At 37.1% G+C, this 24,289-nt stretch carries 27 protein-coding genes and 4 pseudogenes; 16 read left to right on the plus strand and 15 right to left on the minus strand.

Annotated elements, in window-relative coordinates; all coding sequences use genetic code 11:
• The first annotated feature begins 41 nt into the window (after positions 1-41).
• Genes EAG08_RS22540 through EAG08_RS01710 form a run of 3 tightly spaced genes read left to right on the plus strand, consistent with a single transcriptional unit; the run spans position 42 to position 1,670 of the window.
• Complete coding sequence (locus EAG08_RS22540) at positions 42-488, plus strand: AbiH family protein (protein ID WP_129533943.1); 447 nt, start codon at positions 42-44, stop codon at positions 486-488.
• 59 nt (positions 489-547) lie between these two features.
• Positions 548-1,168 carry an AbiH family protein gene (locus EAG08_RS22545; RefSeq protein ID WP_129533944.1) on the plus strand — a complete coding sequence of 207 codons (621 nt, stop codon included), beginning with the start codon at positions 548-550 and terminating at the stop codon, positions 1,166-1,168.
• 34 nt (positions 1,169-1,202) lie between these two features.
• Positions 1,203-1,670 (plus strand): thermonuclease family protein, encoded by a 468-nt coding sequence (locus EAG08_RS01710; protein ID WP_228446714.1) that lies wholly within the window; start codon positions 1,203-1,205, stop codon positions 1,668-1,670.
• A gap of 233 nt (positions 1,671-1,903) precedes the next feature.
• Here EAG08_RS01710 and EAG08_RS01715 read toward each other — a convergent pair whose 3' ends face one another.
• Complete coding sequence (locus EAG08_RS01715; RefSeq protein WP_129533945.1) at positions 1,904-2,140, minus strand: hypothetical protein; 237 nt, start codon at positions 2,138-2,140, stop codon at positions 1,904-1,906.
• A gap of 683 nt (positions 2,141-2,823) precedes the next feature.
• Between EAG08_RS01715 and EAG08_RS01720 the strand changes: the two genes are divergently transcribed.
• Genes EAG08_RS01720 through EAG08_RS01730 form a run of 3 tightly spaced genes read left to right on the plus strand, consistent with a single transcriptional unit; the run spans position 2,824 to position 3,732 of the window.
• Positions 2,824-3,081 carry a type II toxin-antitoxin system HicA family toxin gene (locus tag EAG08_RS01720; RefSeq protein ID WP_129533946.1) on the plus strand — a complete coding sequence of 86 codons (258 nt, stop codon included), beginning with the start codon at positions 2,824-2,826 and terminating at the stop codon, positions 3,079-3,081.
• A gap of 4 nt (positions 3,082-3,085) precedes the next feature.
• Positions 3,086-3,304 (plus strand): hypothetical protein, encoded by a 219-nt coding sequence (locus EAG08_RS01725; protein WP_129533947.1) that lies wholly within the window; start codon positions 3,086-3,088, stop codon positions 3,302-3,304.
• Between the two features lie 32 nt (positions 3,305-3,336).
• Positions 3,337-3,732, plus strand: coding sequence for a hypothetical protein (locus tag EAG08_RS01730; RefSeq protein ID WP_262696784.1), 396 nt, complete (start codon positions 3,337-3,339; stop codon positions 3,730-3,732).
• Between the two features lie 61 nt (positions 3,733-3,793).
• Here the strand turns inward: EAG08_RS01730 and EAG08_RS01735 are convergent, their stop codons facing one another.
• On the minus strand, positions 3,794-3,994 hold the full coding sequence (locus EAG08_RS01735; RefSeq protein ID WP_129533949.1) for a hypothetical protein: 201 nt from the start codon (positions 3,992-3,994) through the stop codon (positions 3,794-3,796).
• Entirely contained in the window at positions 3,940-4,266 is a 327-nt protein-coding gene (locus tag EAG08_RS23050) for a DDE-type integrase/transposase/recombinase (protein WP_410493297.1), read from the minus strand. The genes EAG08_RS01735 and EAG08_RS23050 overlap by 55 nt, the downstream gene beginning before the upstream one ends.
• 152 nt (positions 4,267-4,418) lie before the next feature.
• Here EAG08_RS23050 and EAG08_RS01745 point away from each other — a divergent pair, with 152 nt between their 5' ends.
• Complete coding sequence (locus EAG08_RS01745; RefSeq protein WP_262696785.1) at positions 4,419-5,492, plus strand: DUF4236 domain-containing protein; 1,074 nt, start codon at positions 4,419-4,421, stop codon at positions 5,490-5,492.
• A 47-nt stretch (positions 5,493-5,539) separates the two neighbouring features.
• Here EAG08_RS01745 and EAG08_RS01750 read toward each other — a convergent pair whose 3' ends face one another.
• The 3 genes from EAG08_RS01750 to EAG08_RS01760 all read right to left on the minus strand — a co-directional run bounded on the left by EAG08_RS01750 (position 5,540) and on the right by EAG08_RS01760 (position 9,539).
• Positions 5,540-7,654, minus strand: coding sequence for a type IA DNA topoisomerase (locus EAG08_RS01750; protein WP_129533951.1), 2,115 nt, complete (start codon positions 7,652-7,654; stop codon positions 5,540-5,542).
• A gap of 57 nt (positions 7,655-7,711) precedes the next feature.
• Positions 7,712-9,160: a DUF3945 domain-containing protein gene (locus EAG08_RS01755; RefSeq protein ID WP_129533952.1), complete on the minus strand. Its 1,449-nt coding sequence runs from the start codon at positions 9,158-9,160 to the stop codon at positions 7,712-7,714.
• A gap of 97 nt (positions 9,161-9,257) precedes the next feature.
• Positions 9,258-9,539: a helix-turn-helix domain-containing protein gene (locus EAG08_RS01760; RefSeq protein WP_034978563.1), complete on the minus strand. Its 282-nt coding sequence runs from the start codon at positions 9,537-9,539 to the stop codon at positions 9,258-9,260.
• Positions 9,540-9,716: 177 nt separating this feature from the next.
• On the opposite strand from EAG08_RS01760, the gene EAG08_RS01765 reads away from it, so the two are divergent.
• A complete protein-coding gene (locus tag EAG08_RS01765; protein WP_164998508.1) occupies positions 9,717-9,983 on the plus strand; it encodes a hypothetical protein in 267 nt (88 codons plus the stop codon).
• Positions 9,984-10,132: 149 nt separating this feature from the next.
• On the opposite strand, the gene EAG08_RS01770 is transcribed toward EAG08_RS01765, so the two are convergent.
• Positions 10,133-10,309, minus strand: a complete 177-nt coding sequence (locus EAG08_RS01770; RefSeq protein WP_055983569.1) for a histone H1 — start codon at positions 10,307-10,309, stop codon at positions 10,133-10,135.
• 110 nt (positions 10,310-10,419) lie between these two features.
• Between EAG08_RS01770 and EAG08_RS01775 the strand changes: the two genes are divergently transcribed.
• Together EAG08_RS01775 and EAG08_RS01780 are read left to right on the plus strand one after the other, a co-directional pair.
• Positions 10,420-11,232 (plus strand): helix-turn-helix transcriptional regulator, encoded by an 813-nt coding sequence (locus EAG08_RS01775; RefSeq protein WP_129537191.1) that lies wholly within the window; start codon positions 10,420-10,422, stop codon positions 11,230-11,232.
• Between the two features lie 110 nt (positions 11,233-11,342).
• Positions 11,343-11,819: a DUF6265 family protein gene (locus EAG08_RS01780; protein WP_129533954.1), complete on the plus strand. Its 477-nt coding sequence runs from the start codon at positions 11,343-11,345 to the stop codon at positions 11,817-11,819.
• Between the two features lie 48 nt (positions 11,820-11,867).
• Here the strand turns inward: EAG08_RS01780 and EAG08_RS01785 are convergent, their stop codons facing one another.
• The 7 genes and pseudogenes from EAG08_RS01785 to EAG08_RS21705 all read right to left on the minus strand — a co-directional run.
• The gene (locus EAG08_RS01785) at positions 11,868-13,211 is read right to left on the minus strand and encodes an exodeoxyribonuclease VII large subunit (protein WP_129533955.1); all 1,344 of its coding nucleotides are present in this window, start codon (positions 13,209-13,211) and stop codon (positions 11,868-11,870) included.
• 430 nt (positions 13,212-13,641) lie between these two features.
• Positions 13,642-14,298 carry a type 1 glutamine amidotransferase domain-containing protein gene (locus EAG08_RS01790; protein ID WP_129533956.1) on the minus strand — a complete coding sequence of 219 codons (657 nt, stop codon included), beginning with the start codon at positions 14,296-14,298 and terminating at the stop codon, positions 13,642-13,644.
• A 153-nt stretch (positions 14,299-14,451) separates the two neighbouring features.
• Complete coding sequence (locus EAG08_RS01795; RefSeq protein ID WP_073334137.1) at positions 14,452-14,664, minus strand: hypothetical protein; 213 nt, start codon at positions 14,662-14,664, stop codon at positions 14,452-14,454.
• 32 nt (positions 14,665-14,696) lie between these two features.
• A pseudogene (locus EAG08_RS01800) lies at positions 14,697-15,307 on the minus strand (alpha-ketoglutarate-dependent dioxygenase AlkB family protein).
• A gap of 21 nt (positions 15,308-15,328) precedes the next feature.
• The gene (locus EAG08_RS21695) at positions 15,329-15,673 is read right to left on the minus strand and encodes a helix-turn-helix transcriptional regulator (RefSeq protein ID WP_262696786.1); all 345 of its coding nucleotides are present in this window, start codon (positions 15,671-15,673) and stop codon (positions 15,329-15,331) included.
• Between the two features lie 41 nt (positions 15,674-15,714).
• Entirely contained in the window at positions 15,715-15,879 is a 165-nt protein-coding gene (locus EAG08_RS21700; protein ID WP_228446917.1) for a hypothetical protein, read from the minus strand.
• Between the two features lie 87 nt (positions 15,880-15,966).
• Positions 15,967-16,101, minus strand: a pseudogene (locus tag EAG08_RS21705) (helix-turn-helix domain-containing protein); the annotation flags it as partial.
• A gap of 61 nt (positions 16,102-16,162) precedes the next feature.
• On the opposite strand from EAG08_RS21705, the gene dinB reads away from it, so the two are divergent.
• The 6 genes and pseudogenes from dinB to EAG08_RS22550 all read left to right on the plus strand — a co-directional run bounded on the left by dinB (position 16,163) and on the right by EAG08_RS22550 (position 23,750).
• Positions 16,163-17,305: a DNA polymerase IV gene (gene dinB / locus EAG08_RS01810; RefSeq protein ID WP_129533957.1), complete on the plus strand. Its 1,143-nt coding sequence runs from the start codon at positions 16,163-16,165 to the stop codon at positions 17,303-17,305.
• A gap of 10 nt (positions 17,306-17,315) precedes the next feature.
• Positions 17,316-20,386, plus strand: a pseudogene (locus EAG08_RS01815) (DNA polymerase III subunit alpha).
• A gap of 387 nt (positions 20,387-20,773) precedes the next feature.
• On the plus strand, positions 20,774-21,748 hold the full coding sequence (locus EAG08_RS01820) for an NADP-dependent oxidoreductase (protein WP_129533958.1): 975 nt from the start codon (positions 20,774-20,776) through the stop codon (positions 21,746-21,748).
• A gap of 123 nt (positions 21,749-21,871) precedes the next feature.
• On the plus strand, positions 21,872-22,891 hold the full coding sequence (locus EAG08_RS01825) for a DJ-1/PfpI family protein (RefSeq protein ID WP_164998509.1): 1,020 nt from the start codon (positions 21,872-21,874) through the stop codon (positions 22,889-22,891).
• A 179-nt stretch (positions 22,892-23,070) separates the two neighbouring features.
• Positions 23,071-23,544, plus strand: a pseudogene (locus EAG08_RS23055) (AraC family transcriptional regulator); the annotation flags it as partial.
• Positions 23,545-23,675: 131 nt separating this feature from the next.
• Entirely contained in the window at positions 23,676-23,750 is a 75-nt protein-coding gene (locus EAG08_RS22550) for a hypothetical protein (RefSeq protein ID WP_262696861.1), read from the plus strand.
• A 53-nt stretch (positions 23,751-23,803) separates the two neighbouring features.
• On the opposite strand, the gene EAG08_RS01835 is transcribed toward EAG08_RS22550, so the two are convergent.
• On the minus strand, positions 23,804-24,175 hold the full coding sequence (locus tag EAG08_RS01835; RefSeq protein WP_129533960.1) for a hypothetical protein: 372 nt from the start codon (positions 24,173-24,175) through the stop codon (positions 23,804-23,806).
• Between the last annotated feature and the right edge of the window lie 114 nt (positions 24,176-24,289).

Raw genomic sequence — 24,289 nt, forward strand, 5'->3', positions numbered from 1 at the left:
TTTACGGAGATTAGTTTTTTTATTAACCTTAACTAATTAAAATGAATAAACTTATAATTGTCGGAAATGGCTTTGATTTAGCACATGGTCTCAAAACGAAATATTCAGATTTAATCAATTTTTTTTGGGAGTCACTTTTATTAGAATGTGATAAACTTAATTCAAACATGCATAAGAACAATACAACTATAGGTGATAAATTACCTATAGGGTTTTCAAATGAAGTTTACAGTGTTCAGATAAGTAATGTTTTTGCTTTGTCAGAAGATCATTATATCAACACCAAAATCAACAAAGGTTTAGAAAAAGCTTTGGAAGAAGTAAATGAAAATTTCATAGTAGATATCAAAAATTCATTATTTGAATTTCTTCTAAAACAAATTGAAGTACAAAATTGGGTTGATATCGAAAATGAGTATTACGAATTTTTACTTGAACAGCTTAATTTTGAGAAGAAAAAAAAGGAAGTTCTGGTATTATTAAATTGAATTATGAATTAGATTTAATTAAAAATCTTTTAGCTAGTCATTTACGAACTGAACAATCAATGAAAATTGAAAAAATAGAATCTATTCATGAAAAAGTTATAACAAATAATGAATGGCAACCTGTTATATCTGTTGGAAGAAGACACTTTCCTATTTTAAGAACTTTAGTTGTTAATTTTAATTATACAAATACCTTTGAAAAGCTATATTTAAATAATTTGAGAGACTATAACAAGAAATTTTCTAATCGGTCAATGGAGCATATACATATTCATGGTGATATCAATGATTTGCAGAATAATCCTATGATATTTGGATATGGTGATGAGTTAGATAAAAATAGCAAAGATTTAGCTGAAATTAAAGGTTCTGAGTTTTTTAAAAATATAAAATCTTTAAATTATCAATCTACAAGTTACTATAAAAATATTCTAAAATTTATTGATGAAAATAAATTTGAAGTAATAATATTGGGGCATTCTTGCGGGAACTCAGATAGGACTTTACTTAATACAATTTTTGAACATGAAAATTGTACTACTATACAGCCTTATTATCATAAATGGGAAGGTGGCGATAATTATTTTGATATAGTCTGCAACATATATCGAAACTTCACAAAAAACGCCTCATTCAGAGAAAAAGTAGTAGAAAAAAATCTTTGTGAAACATTGACATAATATTTCTAAATTTGAATATTAATTTTAGCCACAAGTGAAAAAAATATTATTCTTTTTAATACTTCCTGTATTCGTATTCTCACAGCATACCGCTAAAGTTATAGGAATTAAAGACGGCGATACAGTCGTTATTTTAGATAGCCTAAAAAATCAAGTTACTTTGAGATTAGCAGATGTTGATTGCCCTGAAAATAATCAGCCTTTCGGAAAAAATGCAAAACAATTTACTAGTGATCAAATATTTGGTAAAACTGTAAAATACTACATTACGACTACCGACAGATACAATAGAAGCATTTCGAAAATTTATTACGATAACGGTAAATATTTATCTGAAGAAATTATTAAAAATGGTTTAGGATGGTGGTATTATAAATATTCAAAAGATAAAAATCTCGGTAAATTAGAAAACCAAGCTAGTTCTAAAAAATTAGGTTTATTTCAGGACCCAAACGCAATACCTCCTTGGATTTACAGAGAAGAAAGAAGAAATTCAAACTAAATATATCATTTCGGAATTTTTAAATTCATATAATTTTATTTCACTAAAGCTTAGCATTTTTATTAAGCTTTTTTACTTGCCTAAACCTCCCTACACCTTAGCCACGCATAACAGTATTCCATCACTATTGCCAGCTTTGATACAGCTATTGATTCCAGTGATTGATGACTGTCTTCTACACATAATCACCTAAAGTAATATTTTAAAAAAGCGATGCTATCTGCATCGCTTTTTTAATCAGCGTTGTAATAAAAAGTATTATTATCATCGAGATTTATTTTTCTCAAAATTTCTTTACCTACTTCAGGGTTGAATTCAATATAATTAGAATATTTATCTCCATCATTGCTTTCATCAACTCCGTGAGTAAACTCTAGTTCAAATAATTCTTCATACGTGATTCCTAATAAATCTGCTAATTGTCTGTTAGCCTGCTCCTCATTGATGTCGTCTAATTGTTGATTGCTCATAAATTAATTTTCTAGTTGGTTAGACAACATAGATAAGAATATTTCTTTTAAGTACAAAATGTTAACGAAAATATAAATGTATAGTGTAGCTTTACAACTTTGCAACATATAAACAAAATTTATTTATATTTGTACAACAATTACAACAAAAAAATGAAATCCCAACAGCGTCAACTGTCAGGATTTCAAACCTTTCATTATTTTTCTTTCTTTGTAAACGCTGCTAAAACGTTGTATAAAAGATAGGATAATGAAACTAAATTGCGCAGCGCAGTAAATTCATCGCTGCACAAAATTTTAATTATGTCGTCCATTATTAAAATTTTTGTTAGAGTATTTATGTAACCACCTCACTGTCCAATCAGCAAACAGGTTACTTATCTACTGATTAAATAAAATATCCTTCATGAGTATCGCCAAATATTCCGAAGGATATTTTTCTATTTTTATTCTCATTTCTTCTTTAAACCAATATCAATCTTTTAAATAATAAAACATTAATTTTTTAAAAAGTTAAATCATAATATATTTTCTCTATCCTACAGTACAAAAATAACCTAAATTGTTATAACATTATTTTTTTAAGATTTTTTAAGATTTATTGATTTTAAAAAAAATTATATATCGTAGCGAAATTTGTAATGTAACTAAAATTTAGTTACATTTGTGTAAAGGAAAATTGGATGTCGAAAAAAGATAAACTTATTGCAAGACTAAAAAATAATCCAAAGGATTTTGAATATAGTGAATTAAGAACTTTGTTAATATCTTTAGGTTACGATGAAGATAATAAAGGTGGTACATCAGGAAGTGGAGTTATGTTTTTAAATAAAACAGTAAGTAGCACGATAAATATGCATAAACCTCATAATCCAGATATTTTAAAAGGATACCAAATAAAAAAAATTATACAAGAATTAGAAAACAACAACTTAATTTAAGATTATGCTTAAACATAGGGACATAAAAGGAACAGTAGAATTTGATCAAGAAACAAAAATGTTTTTTGGGGAATTAGTAGGAATCAACGGTCTTGTTATGTATGAAGCTGATAATGGAGATGATTTTGAGAAAAATTTCATTTCAGCTGTTGATGAGTATATAAAGATGTGTGAAGATAATGAAATGTCTATAAAAAAGAATTTAAAGGCGTTTTTAATGTGAGAACTTCACCTGAGATGCATGAAAAACTTTTTATGGCATCAGTTGAGAGTAAAACAAAACTTAATGCTATTATCAATGACGCTTTTGATGTATATTTTTCAACTGAAAAAAAGAAAGAATCTACATTTGATATGGCGACACCACCAGACAGATGGTCTGTAATTGGAAATAATAAACATGCTTGGCTCAAAAGTGATAGCTCAAAAATTCCAACTGAAAAAGTTTATGTCGTATTCGACGCTAGAGATGATAATTCTTACACAGTACTATCAACAGGTGATTTAGATATTCATAAAAGAAACGAATTTGACATACCTAGTTGGAAGTCGATTATGGATAAAATGAGAAAAGATAGGATGGAGAAAAAAAATAGAAAGATTTTAATGCTCCTTCCTAAAAATCCGATACAAATTATAGGTCAAAAATAATTAATTAAACCAAAGCAGAAACCTTTTTGCTTTGGTTTTTTGTTTTATAGGTTTTTATTTTCTATTCTGACAGCTTGTGCATTTGATTTTGAGTGATATAATTGTTTAGTAAATGTGGATGCCATTCATTGTAGATTTGTATTGATTCGTCCACAATTTTTCTTCTTAATTTTGTTTCAATATCATATTCCTGCTTCAAAATTCCGTTTATTTTCGCAGCCACGCATTTTCGTAAGGATCCGAGTTCTGTGTCATACTGCATTTGACATGGTGCTTTTTCAAAATTCTCTTATATTCATTCGAACAGTATTGCAAACCTCTGTCTGAGTGATGTATTAGAGATTCTATACCGCGTTGATGATTCTTAAATACCTTCCTAAGTGCCTTTAACCTACTTTCCGTATTAACATTATTTGCAACACAATGCCCAAAGATTTTCTTGGAATAAGCATCAGTGCTCAAACTTAAATAACTCTGATCCTTAATTTCAACTACAGGAAGTGGGGAGAAAGAGAGGTTGATTAGCAAACTCAATGAAATAGGGGAAGAATAATTCTTGATAAGATTACGGTTTTCCGTAAATATTTCTGCCTGTAGTAGTTTAGATTTGTGACTACAATTATCTTAAAAACTATATCATGGCTTGGTCATACAGAAAGAGAATCAAAATAATTCCCAGTGTACATTTGAATTTCAGCAAAAGAGGAATTTCAACTAGTATTGGGGTTAAAGGTATGAGTTTAAATTTGAGTTCGTCAGGTACGAGACTTAATACCAATTTTTCAGGTTTTTCAAATTCATACAGGCTTTCAGGTTCTTCATCACCAAAGGCTCCCTCTCAATCTTATCCTGAACCACAACCATTTTACACTGAGTTATCAGATAACATTTTTAGTGCCGATGTTCATGAGATAACATCCCAAAATATGGCAGGTATCAAAGAATCTATCTTAATGGCTCAACAGCAAAAAGCGGAATTGAAGACGGATCTGAAGAAGATAAAAAAAACGCTAACCTTTACGAAAACCAAGAAAATTGCGAGTTATATCTTTATATATGGATTGGTAAACAAAAATATTGTTCAACAGATAAATGAAGATATTAGTGCACAAAAAGAAGCGCTTAAAGAAACCCAGATTGTAATTGATAACTCGGCTGTTAAGGTTGATATACAGTTCGATGATCCTTCTAAGAGAAAGTATGAACAATTACAGCATTGTTTTAAAAATCTAACCACAGCGCATAAAATATGGGATATTACAGGAGCGCATTTTCAGGATCGTGTGGCTGCCCGATCTAGTGCCAGCACATTGGTCAACAGAAAAGATGCAAGAATTGGTTTTAAATCACTTCCCATCATCACATCAAACTATGAAGCAATATATTTTCAAAATGTGAACGGAGCAGATTTATATTTTTATCCAACATTTGTACTGATGTATAAAAATGATCAGAGCTTTGCCATTATTGGGTTTGATGAACTTAATGTTACATTTTCTTCTGTAAGTTTTACCGAAACCAGCAGTGTTCCTCGTGATTCAAAAGTTATTAGAAAAACATGGGCGAAAGTCAATAAAAACGGAACTCCTGACAAAAGATTCAAGAGTAATTATCAGATACCAGTCGTTCAATATGCAAGGCTGAGGTTTTCTTCCAGTAACGGTGTTAATGAGGAATATCAAATAAGTAATTTTGAGTTCGCCCAAGAGTTTGCAAATTCATTTCAGGAGTATAAAAGTTTGTGCAAGGAATTAGCTTAAAATCGATTTCAGAAAGCAATAAGATTGAAAATCTTATCTTTAATAATCTAAGAAAATTTAAAAATCAAATTTACTTTATCATCTAAAGTTAAATAAGCATCAAACTTTTTACCGTTTTTGCTTTTCATGTTTTTGATTAATGATGTTTTGTTTTGAGTTAATAGTAAAGTAAGATCTTTAATACTGAGTTGTACTCCGCATATAGTTCTGAAGAGAATCCAGTTGCACTGCTCATCGGGACATTTTACGATTTTATCTTTGATAATAAGATGATGCTGTTGGCATTTGGGGCATTTGAGTTCGGGAATATTTTCTTGAGGAATATGAAGTGATAAAAGTTCATTGGTGATTTCCACTGTGTAGTGTTGGATGTCGTTGATGAATTGTTTTGAGCTGAGCTCGCCTTTTTCGATCTTGTCCAATGCCATCTCCCACTCTGCGGTCATTTGTACGTTGGCGATCTTTTGCTCTTTGACAAGGTGATAAACTTTCAGTCCTTTTTCAGTTGGTACTAGAGCCTTGCTTTTTCGGTTGATGTAGTTTCTGCTGAGCAGGGTTTCAATGATGGAAGCTCTGGTGGCTGGTGTACCGATACCAATATTTGAAATGGCTTTCTGTGCTTCTTTATCTTCGATCGATCTTCCTGCATTTTCCATCGCCGACAACAGATCTGCTTCACTGTATAATTTAGGAGGCTGGGTGGTCTTTTCCTGTAGTTCCGTTTGGGAGATTTTCAGTTCATCCCCGATCTTCATTTCTGGGAGGTCAATAAGTGTTTCTTCAACATTATGGTTATTGGAAGTGCTGTCGTTATTTTTGTTATTATCGTTATGTTCTGAGAGTATCCCTTTGATGGCTCGCCAGCCTTTGGTTAGTATTTTTGATCCTTTGATGTTGAATTCATAGTGGTGTACTTTGAGTGTAATGTGGCTGACCTGTTTGCTGCAATGTTCTGACAAGGATTCCAGTAAACGGTAGGCGATCATATCGTAAATGGCCTTTTCAGTTGCTGTCAATGCAGATGGTATTTTTGTTGTGATCAGTAATCCGTGATGATCAGTTACTTTCAGATCATTGACTATCCGCTTGTTGAAGTTGCCGAATTTGAGTGTTGAAATGGCGGGTTTGAATTGATCGACCGTATTGAGGATTCTAACCAGTTCCGGGATCTCTGCCCAGAGGTCTTCGGGTATATATTTACTGCCGGTTCTTGGATACGTGATGAATCTCTTTTCATAAAGTGCCTGTGCCGTCTGCAAAACCTCATCGGCTGACAGCCCCAGTTTTCTATTGGCTTCCTTCTGAAGTTCGGTCAGGTCAAAAAGTAAGGGAGATGGTTCTTTTACAGTTTGGATTGAGACATTCTCAACAGTGGCCCTGCCCTCTCTTTCTATGGATCTTAGGATCTGCTCTGCCTGTTTTTTGTCTTCCCATTGTTCAGTTGACCGGCTCGTGAAATCCAGATATTCTTTACGGTGCTTCAACTGGATCTGCCAGTATTTTTTCTGCGTGAAATTGTGATGGTCTTCAAATCTTTTGCAGATCAAAGCCAATGTCGGGGTCTGTACCCTACCTAATGAATAGACATCCTGGTTGGCGGCAATGCTTAATGCCTGAGTCGCATTGATCCCGACCAGCCAGTCGGCTTCGCTTCTGGACTTTGCAGCCTGATACAAACCTTCGAACGCTGAACCCGGCTGAAGCTTTTTGAAACCGCCTTGTATGGCTTTTTCAGTAAGGGAACTGATCCACAATCGTTCAAATGGTTTGGTGCATTTGAGATAGTCGTAGATATATCGGAAGATGAGCTCTCCTTCCCTTCCTGCATCGGTGGCTACAATGATGCTGTCGCATCTGTCGATGACGTTTCTTATTGTTTTTAATTGTTTGAGGGCGGAAGGATCAGGCTGATAGCCTTTGTGGTTTTGCTTTTTGATAGGTCTTGGGATCAATAAGAACGGATCTGGAAAGATAGGCAAAGAGGCTTTGTCAAAGCCTCTTATACCATGATCTTCCGGCATTCCCAAAGACACCAAATGGCCTAATGCCCAGGTTATGCAGTAACCGTTGCCCTCCAGGTAACCGTCTTTTCTTTGGTTGGCATTTAACAATTGGGCGATCTCTCTTGCAACACTGGGCTTTTCTGCGATGATGGCTTTCATAGGATTGGATTTATTGTGATTAGAATTGTTTTTGTGATTGTAATTGTAAGTCTTGGATTACATCTTGCGCCCTTTGGATCTGACCGGTTTCTTTTGCTGGACTTCCTGCTGTTTGTTGGCAGGTTGCTGCTGTTTGGACTCTAAAGGTTCTTTGAGATTCTTGGTGGCTTCATTGGTCTTGCCATCGGAATTGACTGCCTTTTGAGTCTTGTGGTCCTCTGATGGTTGGGCTTTTTCCTTCAGCTTGTTGGGGTTGGTAAAGGAAAATTCCGTTTTGGACGTTTCCTTATCGAAGGTGATGTAGCCTTGATAGGCTTTTCCTTTGCCGTCCACCAATCCGTCAACATACACCGTCTGCCCTGCTTTGAACTTTTCATATTGTGCAACATCAAGCTCCTTACCTCGGAATACTTTCGGGGCTTCCCCGGCTTTGGATTGATTTTGCTGACTGGATGGGTTCTGCTGTTGTGATTGTTGCTGGTTCTGGTTGTTGTTGAAGATGAATTCGACATAGCGCTTGTCTGCATTGAACTGAACGGTTGCTTCAAACAATTCTCCTTTTTTGGAGGTCATCCCTTCAAGATAAAGAGGCTTGCCTTCCAGCAATGTTTGTTTTTGATGGTCATCCAGCTTGATGCTCTTGATCTCATCCGGGATCTTCATATATTCTGCTCTGTAGGCGACCAGCTCGTTGGTCAGCCGGTCTCGGCTGATCACGGAAGGAATGATCTCATCGGTCTTGGGATTGACGAGGTCCACGACCCTGCCCATATTTCCGCTTTCTTTAAGATTTTTCTTGTCCTCATCGGTGAACTCGTGACCGAGGAACTTGAGGTTGTAGTTGGGCTCTTTGCGGATGCCGTGCAGATTCACGGCAACCTCTCCGTTGTCTGCGGTCTGGAGTGATAGACGGACATCCATCTTGCTGACCGCTGTTCCCAGATTGATGGTAATGGGAATTAAATTATTGGTTTTGAAGCCTCTAAGCAGAGGATCCATAGCATTTAGCTTTTCAAGCTTTTCCTGGTTAAGCCCGAATTTTTCCATGGTTTTCCAGTCGATCTGTTCAGGCTGGAAACGGTATTCCTGAGTTTCTGTGTTGTTTTCCATTGTATTCTGATTTTTTAATGGGTTTGTATTTTTTGGTAAGAGTTCATATTCCTTAAGCTTTTCCTTTTCTTCAGGGGATGCCTGATCGACATACTGCTGAAGGTCTTTTGCTGTATTGACCGCATCGTATTCCGAGACCTTGAAGAAATTGAAATGCGAGGGGTTTTTAAGCTGCCTGTAGAAATTAGAAAAGAAGTTGGAGAACAGGTCGCCGTGCTTGTCAACCCGGATCAACTGGTCGTTGTCTTTCTTTTCATCAGGTGATAACTTTTGAAGATTTCCATCTTTGTCAACCCCTTTGACCATCTCAATTTGATTGGTATTGATATTCAGGACAAGCAGTGTATCTGAAATTGGCTTGATCTGATTCGTTTTATTTTGTGCTATGTCTTCCATCACAATATTTTTAATGAGACGAAAGTAAACACCCCTGCTGTCAGTCTTTAGGAAATGGTATTGGAGATGCTTCTTTGGCTGTTAATGTCTTGTTCTATTATGAACTTAAACATTCCCTGATCAGCTGATGGACATCGGACAGCTTGTAGTACAACTTACCACTGATGGTATAGTATGGCAGTTTCTTATCGGTGCGGTAGCGTTGCAGGGATCTTGAACTGATCTTTAGGAGCTGTAATACATCCTGATTGTCAAGAAGCACCTCGCCGTCGATCTCTATGAATCTGGACTGGCTGGATGACACTTGTTCTTTCAGGATGTCAAATCGTTCCATGATTCTTTCCATCCATGCGATAAATTCTGTTCTTTCAGTATTCATAACGGTGATTTTTTGATGTTAAATGGTCTGAACAGTTGATCAACTTTTTATTGGGGTAAAGTTGAAAATTGAACATCACATAAAATCACTACCTTTTCGTAGTACCGAAAAGATTTTAAGTTTTTGAAATGAATATTTTTGGTAAAAGATCGATATTTACTATAAAATAAAAATAAGATGGGATTGACAGAACAACTTTTTGGAAGTGCTGCTGAGAAATTTACAGAATGTGTTGAAATTAAAATTGCGGAACTCAATGAGAAGCATAAAAATTTTCTTTCTGAACAAAATATTGATCTGAATGATTCCTATATAATCACATTTGGACAAAGCGGGACAGGCAGAATTGGATTCAGTAGGACGAGTGATATTTCAAATGAGATTGATATCGAGATTGATAAAATTCTACATGATTGTTCGGAAAAGCATCTTAAGAAATTGTAGTATCTCATTAGAATTTGTACATCTATCCGTTTCAGGTAATGGAATGATTTAGTTGACAACAATAAATTTGTTAACGTCTTGAAATTCCTAAAAATAGGGTTCAATAAAAGATCCCCGCAAAATTTGCAGGGATCAGTATCGTAACATTCTTATTTCTTTGATTCCTCAACAGAAACTTTTCTGAAGTCTTTAAATAATTTGCTTAGTTCAAGGGCAGATTTTCTTGCTCTTGTCCCGGCAGCCTTGTTCCCTTTTTCAGATTGTTGATTAGCTTCAGCAGAAAATGCTTCAAATTCTGCGTTGATCTTTTCGATTAGTTCTTTCATAATGTGATAATTTAAAATTAATTGGACGGCAAATATAATGGTTATGGGGCTTTTATTGAATATTTTTAAATCATATTTAGATGATTTTTTCTATTTTTATTGAAAAACCGATGAATTACCAAATATTTGAGCCTGATAAGGAATTGGAGGTACTTGTCAAATGCTATTGGACACTGGAAAGTTCAGTAGATGAACAACGGGAAAAGCAATCCGTCGTTCCAGATGGATGTATGGAGATGATCTTTCATTATGGTGATCTTTATAAGCAGTACACCGGCAGAGGAAAAAGTATAATTCAACCCAGATGCTTTGTCATCGGTCAGCTGACAAGACCACTTGAAATAGAACCTACCGGAAGGACGGGTATTTTCTCTGTCCGCTTTCATCCCTATGGTTTTTTACCTTTTGCTTTCCTACCCATAAAGGAAATGGAAAACACTGCTATTCCATTGGAAAAACTCTTCGGACGGAAAGGGAAAGATCTGGAGGAGAAAATATTAAATGTGGATTCGGTGCAGGAAAGGATCAAGTTGGTCGAAATATTTTTACTGAACAGTCTGAGCCGCTTAGAAACTATAGATCATATTGTGAGATCGACTGTTGAGATCATTTTAACAGGCAACGGACAACTTTCCATTAATGAACTTTCCAGCCAGATCCATATCAACCGCAGGCAATTGGAGCGTAAATTTTATCTGGCCATAGGTTTAAGCCCAAAACAACTGTCAAAGACCATTCGTCTGCAGGCTGCACTTAAGATGCTGTTGACGAAGGAACCTGCTAACCTTACGGCTCTGGCCCATGAGAATAATTATTATGATCAGGCTCACTTCATCAAAGATTTCAAAGAACTTGTTGGCATTACCCCAAAAGAATTCTACGGAAAGAATCTGAAAATGACCTCTTTTTTTATCGTAGATTGATCGTGTCGCGTTTTTACAATTTTGTTTACAGGGGATATTGCAACTTCGCATCGTGATCTGATGACAAGGCAAAGAGAATTGTAGTAAACGCCATCAATAAAACAAAAACGATGACAAAAAGAATATTTTTTTCTATGGTTGCTGCACTGCTAACGCTTTGTACCTGTACCGTAAAAAATCCAAGCAATATCAAAAAAATAGAATGGCTGGTCGGAACCTGGGAACATAAAACTTCGAAAGGTAATATTTATGAAACCTGGAAAAAAGGCGATGGAAATGAACTTGTCGGTAAAAGTTATGTGATCAAGAATAAGGATACTATCTTATTTGAGAGCATACGATTGGTTCACGAGCAAGGCAAACTTTTTTATATTCCGGCTGTTAAGGATCAGAATGAAGGTACTCCGATCCGTTTTGAGGGAAAGAGAATTTCTGAAACCCATTTGGTGTTTGAAAATAAAATGCACGATTTCCCACAGGTCATCTCTTACAAAAAGATTAGTGAAGACTCTTTGAAAGCTGAGATTTCAGGACTTAGGAATGGAAAGGAAGAACGGCGTTACTTCCCAATGAGACGTATTAAATAGAGTCTCATATATTAATCCGCAGAACAGGTTAAAACCTGCTCTTTTATGCTATATAAATTTTGCAAGAATAAATCCTATAACCAAAGCCACTAGAAATGCAATGATAATCTTCGTATGATCGGTTTTACTGCTTTGCACTTCCTGATTAAGCCTGACATTTTCCTTTTCCAGAGTTTCCATATTGACCTTTAAAGAAGCTGTACTTTCATTGATGGCAGACTGCACGTTCTTCTCGTGCAGAACAGCGATCTCCTTTTTGTAGCTTTCCATTTCAGCCTGGCGCTGTTTCTGCTGCTCCTGGAAATTCTTCTGAAGATCTTCCAACTGTTTACCGGATGATAACTGAAGTTTCTGAAACTCCTCGTTTCTGATTTTCAGTTGGTCTGTAAAGGTTTTGTTATGGTTCTCTACTTGCTCTTTATATATTTTCTGGGCTTCGGTGAATTCTTCATTTTTCTTCTTCAGCTGCTTTTCCAAAGTTTCTACCTGTTCCGAAAACTGCTTGGTAACATCTTTTTTGACCTCATCGATGAGCAAAGCTCTTGAATTTGATCTTTCGTGGGATAGCTTCTCTGCAATGGCATGCAATCCAGCGCCGTAATCGTGCGGTAAGTGAAAACGCTTGTCAGCCAGCTTATCCAATAATGTTTCATCGACCGTATGACCGATAGCCGTAACAGTAACCGGTTTCATTGTGATGAATAATTCGGATAGGCTCAGGTCATTAAAAGTCTCCATACTCTGCCGGTCACCTCCTCCCCTGACCAAGGCAACAATGTCATAATCCAAAGCTGAAATTTCATTCAGTTTGGAAATGATCGCCGTGGAGGAAGTGATATTGCAGCTGTGATCTGAAATATCAAAATATTTTCGGGAAACATCCAATCCTTCAAAAAAATCCTTCTGGACAATGGCGTTGTTCCCATAGATGTTAGCCACCCTGACCTTTTCATCTTTGAGCATCTTATCCCTGATAAGGGTTTCAAGGTCTTTTGATCCTGTCTCCAGTTTTTTCTGGATCAGCCCATACCTTTCCAGTTCTTCTTCGGAGATGGATCTCTCTTCCTGCTGAACGATCTCGTCCACAACAAAGCGCAGTTCAATCGAAGAATTTTTAATGCTTTTCTCAATAAATCCTCTGAGTGTGTAGACCTCATTATTGGTGATCTTGCTCCTGAGCAATGAAGAAATACGAATCCCTATCGAAGTGTGATCACCTTCTGAGAACAGAAGGTCATAATAATAGTTTCCATATGATTTACCGCCACCAAAAGCATATCTGCCTTTAAGATAGATCAGATTGACCGTGGCATTGAGCTTCAAGGCATTGCTGAAGATCCCAATGACTGAGGCTGGTGAATAGACCGGATATGTGACATCTTGATCGTCCATGTGATTGACTGTCGTTTTAAAAAAGCTTGAGAAGCAAAGGTATTGCTAATTGCACTTAAATAAAATAGCCGTGATTACATATCCTGAAAAGGTGAGCTTTTAAATTGAATGCAACAATTACCTATACTTTAAAAGAATATAGAACGTATGTCACTTTCTAACTTTTGGCTTCAACTATTACAACATTTTAGTTGCTTTAGAAATAAAAAAATCCCCAAATAATATGGGGATAAAAACTAATAACCATGAAAACCTTTTTACAAGTATTTCCTTTGCAAAATTATGGAAACTAAATACATTTGAAGATGATCAATGGTGTTAATTGTATTTTAAAAAAGACCTGATTATCTTAATGTTTCCTAAAAAGCAATCATTTTTATCGTCATCAATTGATCTTTGATGACAAGATCTATTTCTGAATGAAAATGGTCTATATTAATTTCAATAATTCCTCTGCAACTTTCTCAGATGATGCAGGATTCTGTCCTGTGATCAGTCTTCCGTCAACAATCGCATAAGGAGCCCAGTCTTCGACTTTACTGTATGATCCGCCATTCTTTTTCAGCATATCTTCTACCAGAAAAGGGACAACATCAGTCAATTGTACTGCCTCTTCCTCAGTATTGGTAAATCCAGTGACATTTTTACCTTTTACCAGATACTCACCGTCAATTTTCACATCCTTCAGAACTCCGGGTGCATGGCAAACGAATGCTACAGGTTTATCATTGCTGTAAAAATCAACAATTAAGTCCTGAGAAACCTTGTCTTCAGCCAGATCCCATAAAGGACCGTGACCACCAGGATAAAATACCGCTTCAAAGTCTTCACTTTTGACTTCGGATAACTTGTGGGTGTTTTTTAATTTATCCTTTAAAACCTCATCCTTGTCCATTCTGCGTGTAGCATCCGTTTGAGACGAGGGATCTTCACTTTTAGGATCGATCGGCGGTTGCCCCCCTTTTGGAGATGCCAATGTAATTTCAACCCCTTTATCAGACAATGCATAATATGGCGCTGCTAATTCTTCAGTCCAGAATCCGGTCTTCTGACCTGTATTTCCTAATTCGTCGTGACTCGTAAGCACAAATAAAACTTTTTGCTCATTTTTATATTTATTTAGTTAATACTACAAAGTTGGAATTTATCTGTGTTTTGAACACAGGATCTAAGTCACAATTTTCATGTGATCCAGATCACACTTTTTTGAGACGCAGGCAAATGAAAATTATTAAATGTGTCATAGAGTTCCTTTATTCTGAAAGACGCTAAGACCTTCTATCTTGTTATTGATGGTCTTATATACGATCTCAACTGAAAAACTTGACAGCTCATATAATACAAACTTTAGTCCATCCTTCGAGGTTTCACTGATGACCCTTCCTTCGGCCAAAGCCAATTCGTATTGAGATTGCGTGGGCAGATTTTTAAAATCGTAGTACGAAATAGACATATAACTAATTTTTAATTTTATTTTTTATGATATTATAGTTCACTGATCAATCGGAACGTTAGGTTTATACGTTCTTTCATGGGTATTACAGATTTGGCGATCCGGTGTTCCCAGTTTTCCTGAAGATCTCCCTTCATAATCAGTAGTGAACCGTTCGGAAGCGGCAGACTGTATTTGCTCTGATGGTGGTCTTTTTTCTAAAATCAAAGTTTCTTGTTTCGCCTAAACTAATGGATGCAATAACAGGACGCTTTCCATACCTGCTTTCCTTATCCCTGTGCCAGGCTACTGAATCCTTATTGTCCCGATAGAGGTTTAATAGAACCCCGTTGAACTTATAACCGAATTCTTGTTCAATTCTTTCTTTTAATGCCAGCAACTCCGGAGTCCAGGGATTGGTACCGGATGTATTATTATCAGCCGATTCGTAAGATCTTTTGTCATCACCATACCAAGCGGTCAGTCGTGGGGTTATGACTGTCTTATCATACATCTTCTGAGTTCGCTGTTCCCATGGCGCTGTTTGAAGCAGATGATCTTTTAACCGATCTGCCTCTTCCTTGTTCAGGAAATTCTCCCTGTATTCCAAAAGGTCTTTTGGAAACTCGTAAAATTCTTCTGTATCAAATAAACTAAGCTGCATGGGAATATTGATTGAAAAAAATTATTTAATGGATGAAACCTTATCATCCAATTCTTTGATACTGGTTTTAAGTTCCTGCAACACTGTATTGATATAGGTCTCATTTGTCTTTCCAGGTTTATAATTTTCCGGAAGGATCCCACGCACATATTTCCATACCTCAAAAACATTTTCAAGAGGGATCTCATAAGGCTCATAAAATGTATTGTCTGCCGAGACGATAACCGACTTTTTCGTCTGCTTGACCAATGTCTTGTAGGTGATGCCTTCTGAAGTGACGAAAATATATTCCTTGCCGGGTTTCAGGTCGGTCAATTGTTCTATGTATTCGCCTATAATATAGGAGCCGTCTGCAAAAGGAGGCATCGAATCACCATCCGCCAGAAAAGCCCTGTATTTTCCATTCTTCAAAAGGGAAGTTTCATTCGGGAAAGCTTATCAATATAATCTGCATCACTGAAACCTTTCAGATAACCCATCGATGCTTTCTGAGGTACGATCTCGATAAAATTCTCCCCTTCAGAATCTACGGTGATCGGCAATACCACCCTGTTCTCCGGTAGCTTCATCATATTGTCCACCGGGTATTTGCTGATATCCAAGGTCAGCAGCAGATCGATGCTCACATTGAAGAATTTGGAGATCCGGATCAGGATCTCGTAAGGTGCCTCTGAACGCCCGTCTTCGTATTTTGAATACCGCACTCTACTCATCCCTAGACTTTCTGCAAAGCTCTGCTGAGATAAATTTTTCTTATGCCTTAGAAGCCTGATGTTTTCTGAAAATATCGACATTGATACAATTTGTATCTGCAAATATAATAAAAAAGATACATAATGTATCTAATTTTATCAAATGGAAAGAGCAATTGCACATATGGATCTGGACACGTTCTTTGTTTCCTGTGAAAGACTGAAAAACTCCGAATTGGAGAAACAGCCGATAATCATTGGAGGTGGTGATCGTGGTGTGGTTGCGTCATGCTCATATGAAGTTCGGAAGTTTGGAGTACGCTCAGCGATGCCGATAAAAATGGCTTTGAGGTTATGTCCTGAAGCAAAAGTGATCAAGGGCGATATGGAATACTATTCAAATATGTCGCATCTGGTGACAGAGGTAATTCAGGAAAGAGTACCGGTGTTGGAAAAGGCAAGCATTGATGAATTTTATCTTGACCTTTCGGGAATGGACAAGTTCTTCGGCTGCTTTCAGTGGACCAATGATATCGTCGACGCCGTAACAAAAAATACCGGTTTGCCGATCAGCTTTGCTTTGTCTACTAATAAGACGGTCTCCAAGATCGGAACCGGTGAATCCAAACCCACCGGAAGATTTGAAGTGAAAGAACAGAATATCCAGCATTTCCTAAATCCTTTATCGATAAAAAAGATACCGATGGTCGGACCTGAAACATTCAACCTGTTTTCACGATTGGGTGTCAAGACCATAAAGACCCTTTCTGAAATGCCGATTGACGTACTACAAGAACTGGTCGGTAAGAATGGGACAACCTTGTGGAAAAAAGCCCATGGAATAGATGAAACACCGGTTATCCCCTACTCAGAAAGGAAATCAATCTCCACTGAGGATACATTTGCTCAGGATACCATCGATATACTGAAGATCAGAAGCATTCTATCGGGAATGGTTGAAAAGCTTTGTTATCAGCTAAGACATGAAAAATGGCTGACCTCAACGGTATCCGTAAAGATCAGGTATTCCAATTTCGATACTGAGATCAAGCAATGCAGAATTCCTTACACCTCAGCTGACCATACTTTGCTCAAGTATGTTTTGGAACTTTTCAAAAAAGTCTACACCAGAAGAATGAGGATCCGATTGATCGGTGTCAGATTTACCGGACTGGTACACGGACTTCATCAGATGGATCTTTTCGAAGACACTGAAGAAATGATCTCCCTATATCAGACAATGGATCATATTAAAAACCGATTTGGAAGCTCAAGTGTAGGAAGGGCATCGGGGTTTTTAAAATAAATTTTTATCTATGTTTCTTAATTGCCATACTTATCACAGTTTACGCTATGGAACCATCCCTGTTGAAGATCTGGTTCAGCTGGCTGTTGATTATCAACTAAAAGTGTTGGCATTGACGGATATCAATACGGTTACGGGTATCTATCAGTTTTACAAACTTTGTCAGGAAAAAGGAATCAGACCGATTGTCGGTATGGATATTAGGATTGAAAATGAACAATACTACATCTGTCTTGCCAAAAACCCAAAAGGCATAGCAGAGGTCAACAGGCTTTTGACCAACTATAATTGTGACGGAATTGAAATACCTAAAGCTAATCCTGACCTGAAAGATAGTTTTGTGATCTATCCCTTAACAAATATTCCTGAAAAATTGCTTCAACATGAATTTATCGGGATAAGACAGGATGAGCTCAATCGGTTGTTCGATCCTGAATTGAAAGCTTTGACCCATAAAATGGTCATCCTGCATCCGGTAACCTTTAAGACAGACGAAGAATATGAATTGCATAAAGTATTAAGAGCAATAGATGGCAACACCTTATTTACTAAACTCACAGAGGATGATTATTGTAAAAGCAATGAGACCTTTATCGGTAAAAGAGGACTGTTAGAGAAGTATTCCCAATATCCGGAGATCATTGAAAACACAAAATATATCGTTGATGAATGCAGTTTTGACTTTGACTTCAAGACACCGAAAAACAAAAAATATTATACCGAAAATAAGGAAAATGATTTTAAATTATTGAAAAAACTGGCTTATGAGGGCTTAGACAAAAGATATCCTGATGATAACATACAGGCAAAGGCAAGAGTTGATAAAGAACTGGCGGTGATCGATCAACTTAATTTTTGTGGCTACTTTTTGATCACCTGGGATATTGTCCAGTACAGTAATCGGATGGACTTTATGCACGTCGGTCGGGGAAGCGGTGCCAACTCCATTGTCAGCTACTGTATCGGGATCACCGATATTTGCCCCTTGGAACTGGATCTTTATTTTGAAAGGTTTTTAAATCTTAACAGGAAGACACCACCAGATTTTGACTTGGATTGGAGTTGGAAGAACCGGGATACTATTTTGGAATATATCTTTAAAAAATATGGAAAGGATCACGTTGCCTTTTGTGGAACCAATGTCGAGTTCAAGAGCAGATCAAGATTCAGGGAATTGGGGAAAGTTTTCGGACTGCCCAAAGATGAGCTGGATCTTCTATCTAAAAAACCGAAAGATCAGCATGATCAGAATTCTATTGTACAGGAAATTTATAAATATGAAAAACTATTGGTCGGCTTTCCCAATCAGAGAAGCATGCATTCCTGCGGCATCCTGATCTCCGAGGAACCGATCACGAATTATTCTGCCTTGGAATTTCCTCCAAAAGAATTCCCGATCGTACAATTTGATATGCATACGGCAGAAGATATTGGCTTGGAAAAGTTTGACATTCTATCTCAGAGAGGACTGGGAACGATAAAAGACACGGTCAAACTGATCGAAGAAAAAAGAGGGATCATTGTAGACATCGAGGATACAAGGATTTCGAAGAATGAGGCCAAGTGCAACGAGTTCCTGAGTATTGGAAAGACCATCGGCTGTTTTTATATTGAATCGCCTGCGATGCGGGGATTATTAAGAAGGCTGAAATGTGATAACTACAAGGTATTGGTTGCAGCCTCCTCCATCATTCGTCCCGGAGTTGCACAGAGCGGTATGATGCGGGAATATATATTCCGGCATAATCATCCCGACCAGTTTGAATATTTTCACGAGGTCTTCGAAAAAGAACTGGGCGAGACATATGGTATTATGGTCTATCAGGAGGATGTCATTAAGATCGCCATGCATTTCGGCGGCGTTTCTGCAGAAAATGGGGATGTACTAAGAAGAGCCATGAGCGGCAAGGGCCGTTCATTATCCGCCCTGCAAAAATTAAAAGATGATTTTTTTGAATCGTGCAAGAAAAAGGGTCATCCTGAACAATTGTCCCAGGAAGTGTACAGACAGATCGAATCCTTTGCAGGATACTCTTTCTGCAAGGCACACTCTGCTTCCTATGCGGTGGAAAGTTATCAGAGTCTTTATCTGAAAGCCTACTACCCTATTGAATTTATGGTTTCGGCCATCAACAACGGCGGTGGATTTTATAGGACGGAAGTTTATGTGCACGAAGCTAAAATGGCAGGAGCGACCATTCATAATCCTTGTGTCAACCTCAGTGAATTTCAGACCACGGTCTATGTAACAGACGTATACCTAGGTCTAATGCACATCGAAAAATTAGAGGCTACGGTCAAGCTGTTCATCCCTGAAGAGAGAAAGAACAATGGAGATTACAGATCGCTTGAGGATTTTGTAAAAAGAGTTTCTATAGGTATCGAAACATTGCAGACCCTTATTTTCATCGGAGCTTTCAGGTTCACAGGAAAGCAAAAACATGAACTGCTGATCGAGGCCAGATTCCTGTTCTCTAAAGGTCAGTACAGAACTAAAATTATTTCTTTATTTGACGAGCCTCAGAAGGATTATAAGTTACCGGTTATTCAGAGAGACCGGTTTGAAGATGCTTTCGACGAAATTGAAATACTGGGTTTTCCAGTCTCCTATTCCATATTTGATATGCTGAAAACAAAGTACAGAGGTCACGTATTAGTAAAGGATCTTCTGAAATATCATAAGAAACAGGTCAAAATGCTGGCCTATCTGATATCAAGAAAGCATGTGCCTATCAAAAAGAAAGATCATCCCGGCAAGAAAGACGACATGTACTTCGGGACCTGGATCGATGCTGATGGTCAGTATTTTGACACAGCGCATTTTCCCGATAGTCTTAGAAAATTTCCTTTCAAAGAAGGGGGATTTATTTGTTGTTGGGAACGGTGGAAGTTGATTATCATTTTCCGACGGTCACCATTACCAAGATGGCAAAGATGCCGCTTATTGCCGATCCCCGATATTCAATGGATCAGGAGAAAGCTAATGAAATTGAGAGAGGACTTCGGGAAGATGTTAGCATGACATCCAGGCAGCCCTATCCACAGCCACATGAGATCAGACTTCCCAGACAGAAAATGTGATTGTAAATACCACTAATCGATGAAGTGGATGAGCGTTATTATTCCTTAAGGGTTGAGAGACCTTTTCGCAGCACGCCTGAACTTGCTTGTCTGAATTGCCAGATATCATAAACTAAAAATATCGTTCTTTTCAATAATGCAAGGACTTGCTTCCACTATTTATTTCATATCCTTGGAATCAATCCAAGGATCTCTTTTTAATTAGGTTTCTTTCATATTTATTGATCCTTTATCCTATATGATTTTGTTTGATATCAAAAATATGATTTATTACAGAAGAAGTTGTAATAATGCCCTACTGACATTTTAAACAAAGAATAATTGACATTCTAAGCAAAATTATTTTACTGCGTTCAAGATAACTTTGCAATAGTTAAATTATTACATATGAAAGCAGTTGTTTTAAAGGAGTTTGGACCGGCACAGAATCTACATGTTGCGGATGTCCCAATTCCATCAATATCAGATGATGAAGTCCTTGTGAATGTAAAATCATTCAGTATCAATCCCGTAGAGGCGCATGTACGTGAAGTAGAACACTGGTGGAACCTGGTCAGTGCCTCTACAACCGCAGATCCACATATTATATTGGGTTGGGACGTTTCAGGTATCATCACTGAAACAGGAAAGAATGTCACCAAATTTAAAAAAGGCGATGAGGTTTTCGGAATGATCAATTTCCTCGGATATGGAGCAGCATACGCAGAATATGTCAGTGCTCCAGTTACTGATTTGGCTTTGAAGCCATCCAACATCAGTTTTGAGGAGGCGGCAGGTGCAACCATGGCAGCACAGACAGCCTGGGTTTCACTTGTTAGATATGGAAAGGTCAAAAAAGGTGATAAAGTTGTTATAACAGGGGCATCCGGAGGTGTTGGACATTTTGCCGTACAGATTGCAAAACATTTTGGTGCCCATGTAATTGGAGTGGCATCTGAAGAAAACAGAGATTTTGTACTGTCATTGGGCGCAGATGAATTCGTAGACTATAAGACGCAAAATTTTGAAGAGCTTATTACGGACGCTGATCTAGTTCACGATGCAGTTTGGAGAAATGACGAATCACATATCCTTCGTTCACTCAATGCGATTAAACCAGGAGGAACACTTCTCAGCCTGATGGTATATCCTAGTGTTGATTTCATAGAGATGGCAATGAAAGAGAGAAAGGTTTCCGTTGTAAGGATGAATGTGACTGATTCTTCTGACCATATCGGAGATGTGGAAGCCATCAGGTCACTCTTGGATATGGGTAAAATGAAAACCCACATCTCTCAGGAATTTGCAATAGAGGAAACCCAAAAGGCACATCAGCAGATAGAAACACACACTACTAAAGGAAAGATAGTTATCAAACTATAAAGATAACAGGGCTTCGATAACTATTGTGCTTACTCTATTATGAAGCCCTGATCTATCGAAGCTATCATCCTTTTATGCATCTTAAGAGATGCAGCTCATTTACAAAATTAAATATCAATGACTATGGATTCAACTAAAAAGAAAAAGGCACTTATCGTGATCTCTTCAGCGAAAATACTGCCTCTTTCAAAACCCGTTGGTCACGGAGGCATATCGACCGGATTTTTTCTCATAGAATTAGCCAAAGTACTGCATGCATTCGAAGACACACATGATTTTATTTTTGCTACACCGGACGGAAAAGTACCGCAGTTGGATATCAACGGTTTAGCATTAAGCATGCATGCAGCTGATAAGACCGGGAGCATTACAATGGGTACGATAATAGATCAGATGTTTAAATTTAATGCTGACAGTTTTCGAAAAAAGTATTCAGAATTGGCTTCCAGAAGAGAATCAGAATTGAATACGGCATTCAAACATTTGGGTAAGATTCATATATCAAAGCTACTTCCGAATACAGACAAGGAGGTAAGAAGTATCATTCCAGACATAGAAAGCAGAATGAGCACCTTGACTGAAAAGTATTTTTTCTCTCTTGAAGAGCTGCTCGAAAAAGATGTACGATCTACAGACGTGTTCAAGCTTAAAGATTTGGATTTCGTACATCTTCCGGGTGGGCATGCCCCTATGGTCGATTTTTACGACAATCCCCACCTTGGTGAACTGATGAACAGATTGAGAGAGGAAAATATCTTGATATCTATGATCTGTCATGGACCTGTAGCTTTGACCTCTGCCAAATACAGAATTCTTACCAATGGAAAGCCCGTCCTTACTGACAATAAGAATTTTAAAGGTGCGAATATAACCGTATCTTCGAAACTTGCAGAAATGATTGCGGTAAAAATGGCCTATCCAAAAATTCCAGGAAAAAAGACCAGACTTGAGTATATTGTTGAAGATGTTCTTAAACAAGATGGTTACCATATTGTTAACAGTTATAATCCTGTTGCTATCCAGGTAGTTTATGATCAAAAGTTTAAACTCCTGACAGGCAATGGTCCACAGGCAATGGATGCCCTGACGCAAAAATTACAAGAAATAGTGGGTGTAATAAATAAAAAATCTCATATTGATTAAGCAGAAAAATCTGTAATTTAATCTCTTTTTTTACAACAGACTAAACACATAATCGAAAGATGGCAAAACAAAACTTCAATAAATTCACAGATCTTGTCTGGACTGTCACTGAGGAAGGGATTTATAAAGACGATCTGAGTCTCGACTTTCATTCTTTTGTACTCATCATTTCCGGAGAAATGAAGATCATTCAGGCAGATAAATCCTATACATTTGGTGCGGACAGTATGCTGCTTTTTCCGAGAAATCAAATATCTGCGGTCATAAAGCAGCCTAAAGACGGGAGACCATACAAGGCTATAGTATTCGGTTTGACGGTGGAAAGGCTGAAAGCATTTTACACCAAAGAAAGTCCAAATCCTGATGTTTCACCAGATCTTTCTGTTCGGATCTTAAGTGAGCAGCCATTATTGAAAAGTTTTTTTTCTTCCATCCTTCCTTATTTTGAATTGGAGCAAAAACTTCCTGAAAATATTGAAAAACTGAAGTTCGAAGAAGCTATTTCTATTCTCCGGTACATTGAGCCCGGTATAGATGGTATTCTCTCTGATTTCTCTGAACCAGGGAAAATCAATCTGGTTGATTTTATGGAAAAGCATTACAAATTCAATATGCCAATCGAAAAATTCGCATATCTCACAGGGCGCAGCCTTTCTACGTTTATAAGGGATTTTAAGAAAGCTTTTAAAATAACTCCTCAACGCTGGCTAACAAAAAAGCGCCTGGAATTGGCACATTTTCAATTAGCAAAAAAGACAAAAAAGCGAGAGACATTTATCTTGAGATCGGGTTTGAAAATCTCTCCCATTTTTCTTTTGCCTTTAAGAAACAGTTCGGGTATTCACCCTCAGAATTATGATTGGTTTTAGAGTTAGAGTAATTTAAAAATAAATAGTAATCCGTTAAGGATTACTATTTATTTTTAAATACATTGCTGTAAAGATTTACTGTTGCACCACCTGCCATTCCTTTCATCATAGCAAAAATATCGTCAGAATAGTTGCCAAGCAGGTCGATTCGATTGATTTTCCAATCAACTTTGTGCTCATTCATTACCGGACCAAATGCCTGTGCGTGCTTTATCAATTCATTTTCATCAGCATAAGACTCAAGAAAAATAATTTCCAAAGTATCCGGATTGTAATGGCATTCATGGATCAAGACCCCATCCCCTTCTTTAGGTATAGATATTCTTGCAGCTGCCATCAATTGTTCTAATTTTTCCCATTCACTGGGCTCCACTGTTGCAGACATTGTAAGTCGTAAAATTGATTGTTCTGACATTTTAAATGTTTTTAATTATTGCTTGATTAATTAAATACAAAATTAGCTTCAAACCGACAATTATTCTTTGTTCATAATGTCAAAAAAACATTGTTCAAAATGTCATTTGAAATT

This window comes from Chryseobacterium sp. 3008163 (assembly GCF_003669035.1).
GTDB lineage: Bacteria > Bacteroidota > Bacteroidia > Flavobacteriales > Weeksellaceae > Chryseobacterium.

Excerpts from the sequence above, each read along its gene's own strand:
- EAG08_RS22540 (WP_129533943.1), top strand. The coding sequence starts at position 42 with ATGAATAAACTTATAATTGTCGGAAATGGCTTTGATTTAGCACATGGT.
- EAG08_RS22545 (WP_129533944.1), top strand. The coding sequence starts at position 548 with ATGAAAATTGAAAAAATAGAATCTATTCATGAAAAAGTTATAACAAAT.
- EAG08_RS01715 (WP_129533945.1), bottom strand. The coding sequence starts at position 2,140 with ATGAGCAATCAACAATTAGACGACATCAATGAGGAGCAGGCTAACAGA.
- EAG08_RS01720 (WP_129533946.1), top strand. The coding sequence starts at position 2,824 with ATGTCGAAAAAAGATAAACTTATTGCAAGACTAAAAAATAATCCAAAG.
- EAG08_RS01725 (WP_129533947.1), top strand. The coding sequence starts at position 3,086 with ATGCTTAAACATAGGGACATAAAAGGAACAGTAGAATTTGATCAAGAA.
- EAG08_RS01730 (WP_262696784.1), top strand. The coding sequence starts at position 3,337 with ATGGCATCAGTTGAGAGTAAAACAAAACTTAATGCTATTATCAATGAC.
- EAG08_RS01735 (WP_129533949.1), bottom strand. The coding sequence starts at position 3,994 with ATGCAGTATGACACAGAACTCGGATCCTTACGAAAATGCGTGGCTGCG.
- EAG08_RS01750 (WP_129533951.1), bottom strand. The coding sequence starts at position 7,654 with ATGAAAGCCATCATCGCAGAAAAGCCCAGTGTTGCAAGAGAGATCGCC.
- EAG08_RS01755 (WP_129533952.1), bottom strand. The coding sequence starts at position 9,160 with ATGGAAGACATAGCACAAAATAAAACGAATCAGATCAAGCCAATTTCA.
- EAG08_RS01760 (WP_034978563.1), bottom strand. The coding sequence starts at position 9,539 with ATGAATACTGAAAGAACAGAATTTATCGCATGGATGGAAAGAATCATG.
- EAG08_RS01765 (WP_164998508.1), top strand. The coding sequence starts at position 9,717 with ATGGGATTGACAGAACAACTTTTTGGAAGTGCTGCTGAGAAATTTACA.
- EAG08_RS01770 (WP_055983569.1), bottom strand. The coding sequence starts at position 10,309 with ATGAAAGAACTAATCGAAAAGATCAACGCAGAATTTGAAGCATTTTCT.
- EAG08_RS01775 (WP_129537191.1), top strand. The coding sequence starts at position 10,420 with ATGAATTACCAAATATTTGAGCCTGATAAGGAATTGGAGGTACTTGTC.
- EAG08_RS01780 (WP_129533954.1), top strand. The coding sequence starts at position 11,343 with ATGACAAAAAGAATATTTTTTTCTATGGTTGCTGCACTGCTAACGCTT.
- EAG08_RS01785 (WP_129533955.1), bottom strand. The coding sequence starts at position 13,211 with ATGGACGATCAAGATGTCACATATCCGGTCTATTCACCAGCCTCAGTC.
- EAG08_RS01795 (WP_073334137.1), bottom strand. The coding sequence starts at position 14,664 with ATGTCTATTTCGTACTACGATTTTAAAAATCTGCCCACGCAATCTCAA.
- EAG08_RS21695 (WP_262696786.1), bottom strand. The coding sequence starts at position 15,673 with ATGCCTCCTTTTGCAGACGGCTCCTATATTATAGGCGAATACATAGAA.
- EAG08_RS21700 (WP_228446917.1), bottom strand. The coding sequence starts at position 15,879 with ATGATGAAGCTACCGGAGAACAGGGTGGTATTGCCGATCACCGTAGAT.
- dinB (WP_129533957.1), top strand. The coding sequence starts at position 16,163 with ATGGAAAGAGCAATTGCACATATGGATCTGGACACGTTCTTTGTTTCC.
- EAG08_RS01820 (WP_129533958.1), top strand. The coding sequence starts at position 20,774 with ATGAAAGCAGTTGTTTTAAAGGAGTTTGGACCGGCACAGAATCTACAT.
- EAG08_RS01825 (WP_164998509.1), top strand. The coding sequence starts at position 21,872 with ATGGATTCAACTAAAAAGAAAAAGGCACTTATCGTGATCTCTTCAGCG.
- EAG08_RS01835 (WP_129533960.1), bottom strand. The coding sequence starts at position 24,175 with ATGTCAGAACAATCAATTTTACGACTTACAATGTCTGCAACAGTGGAG.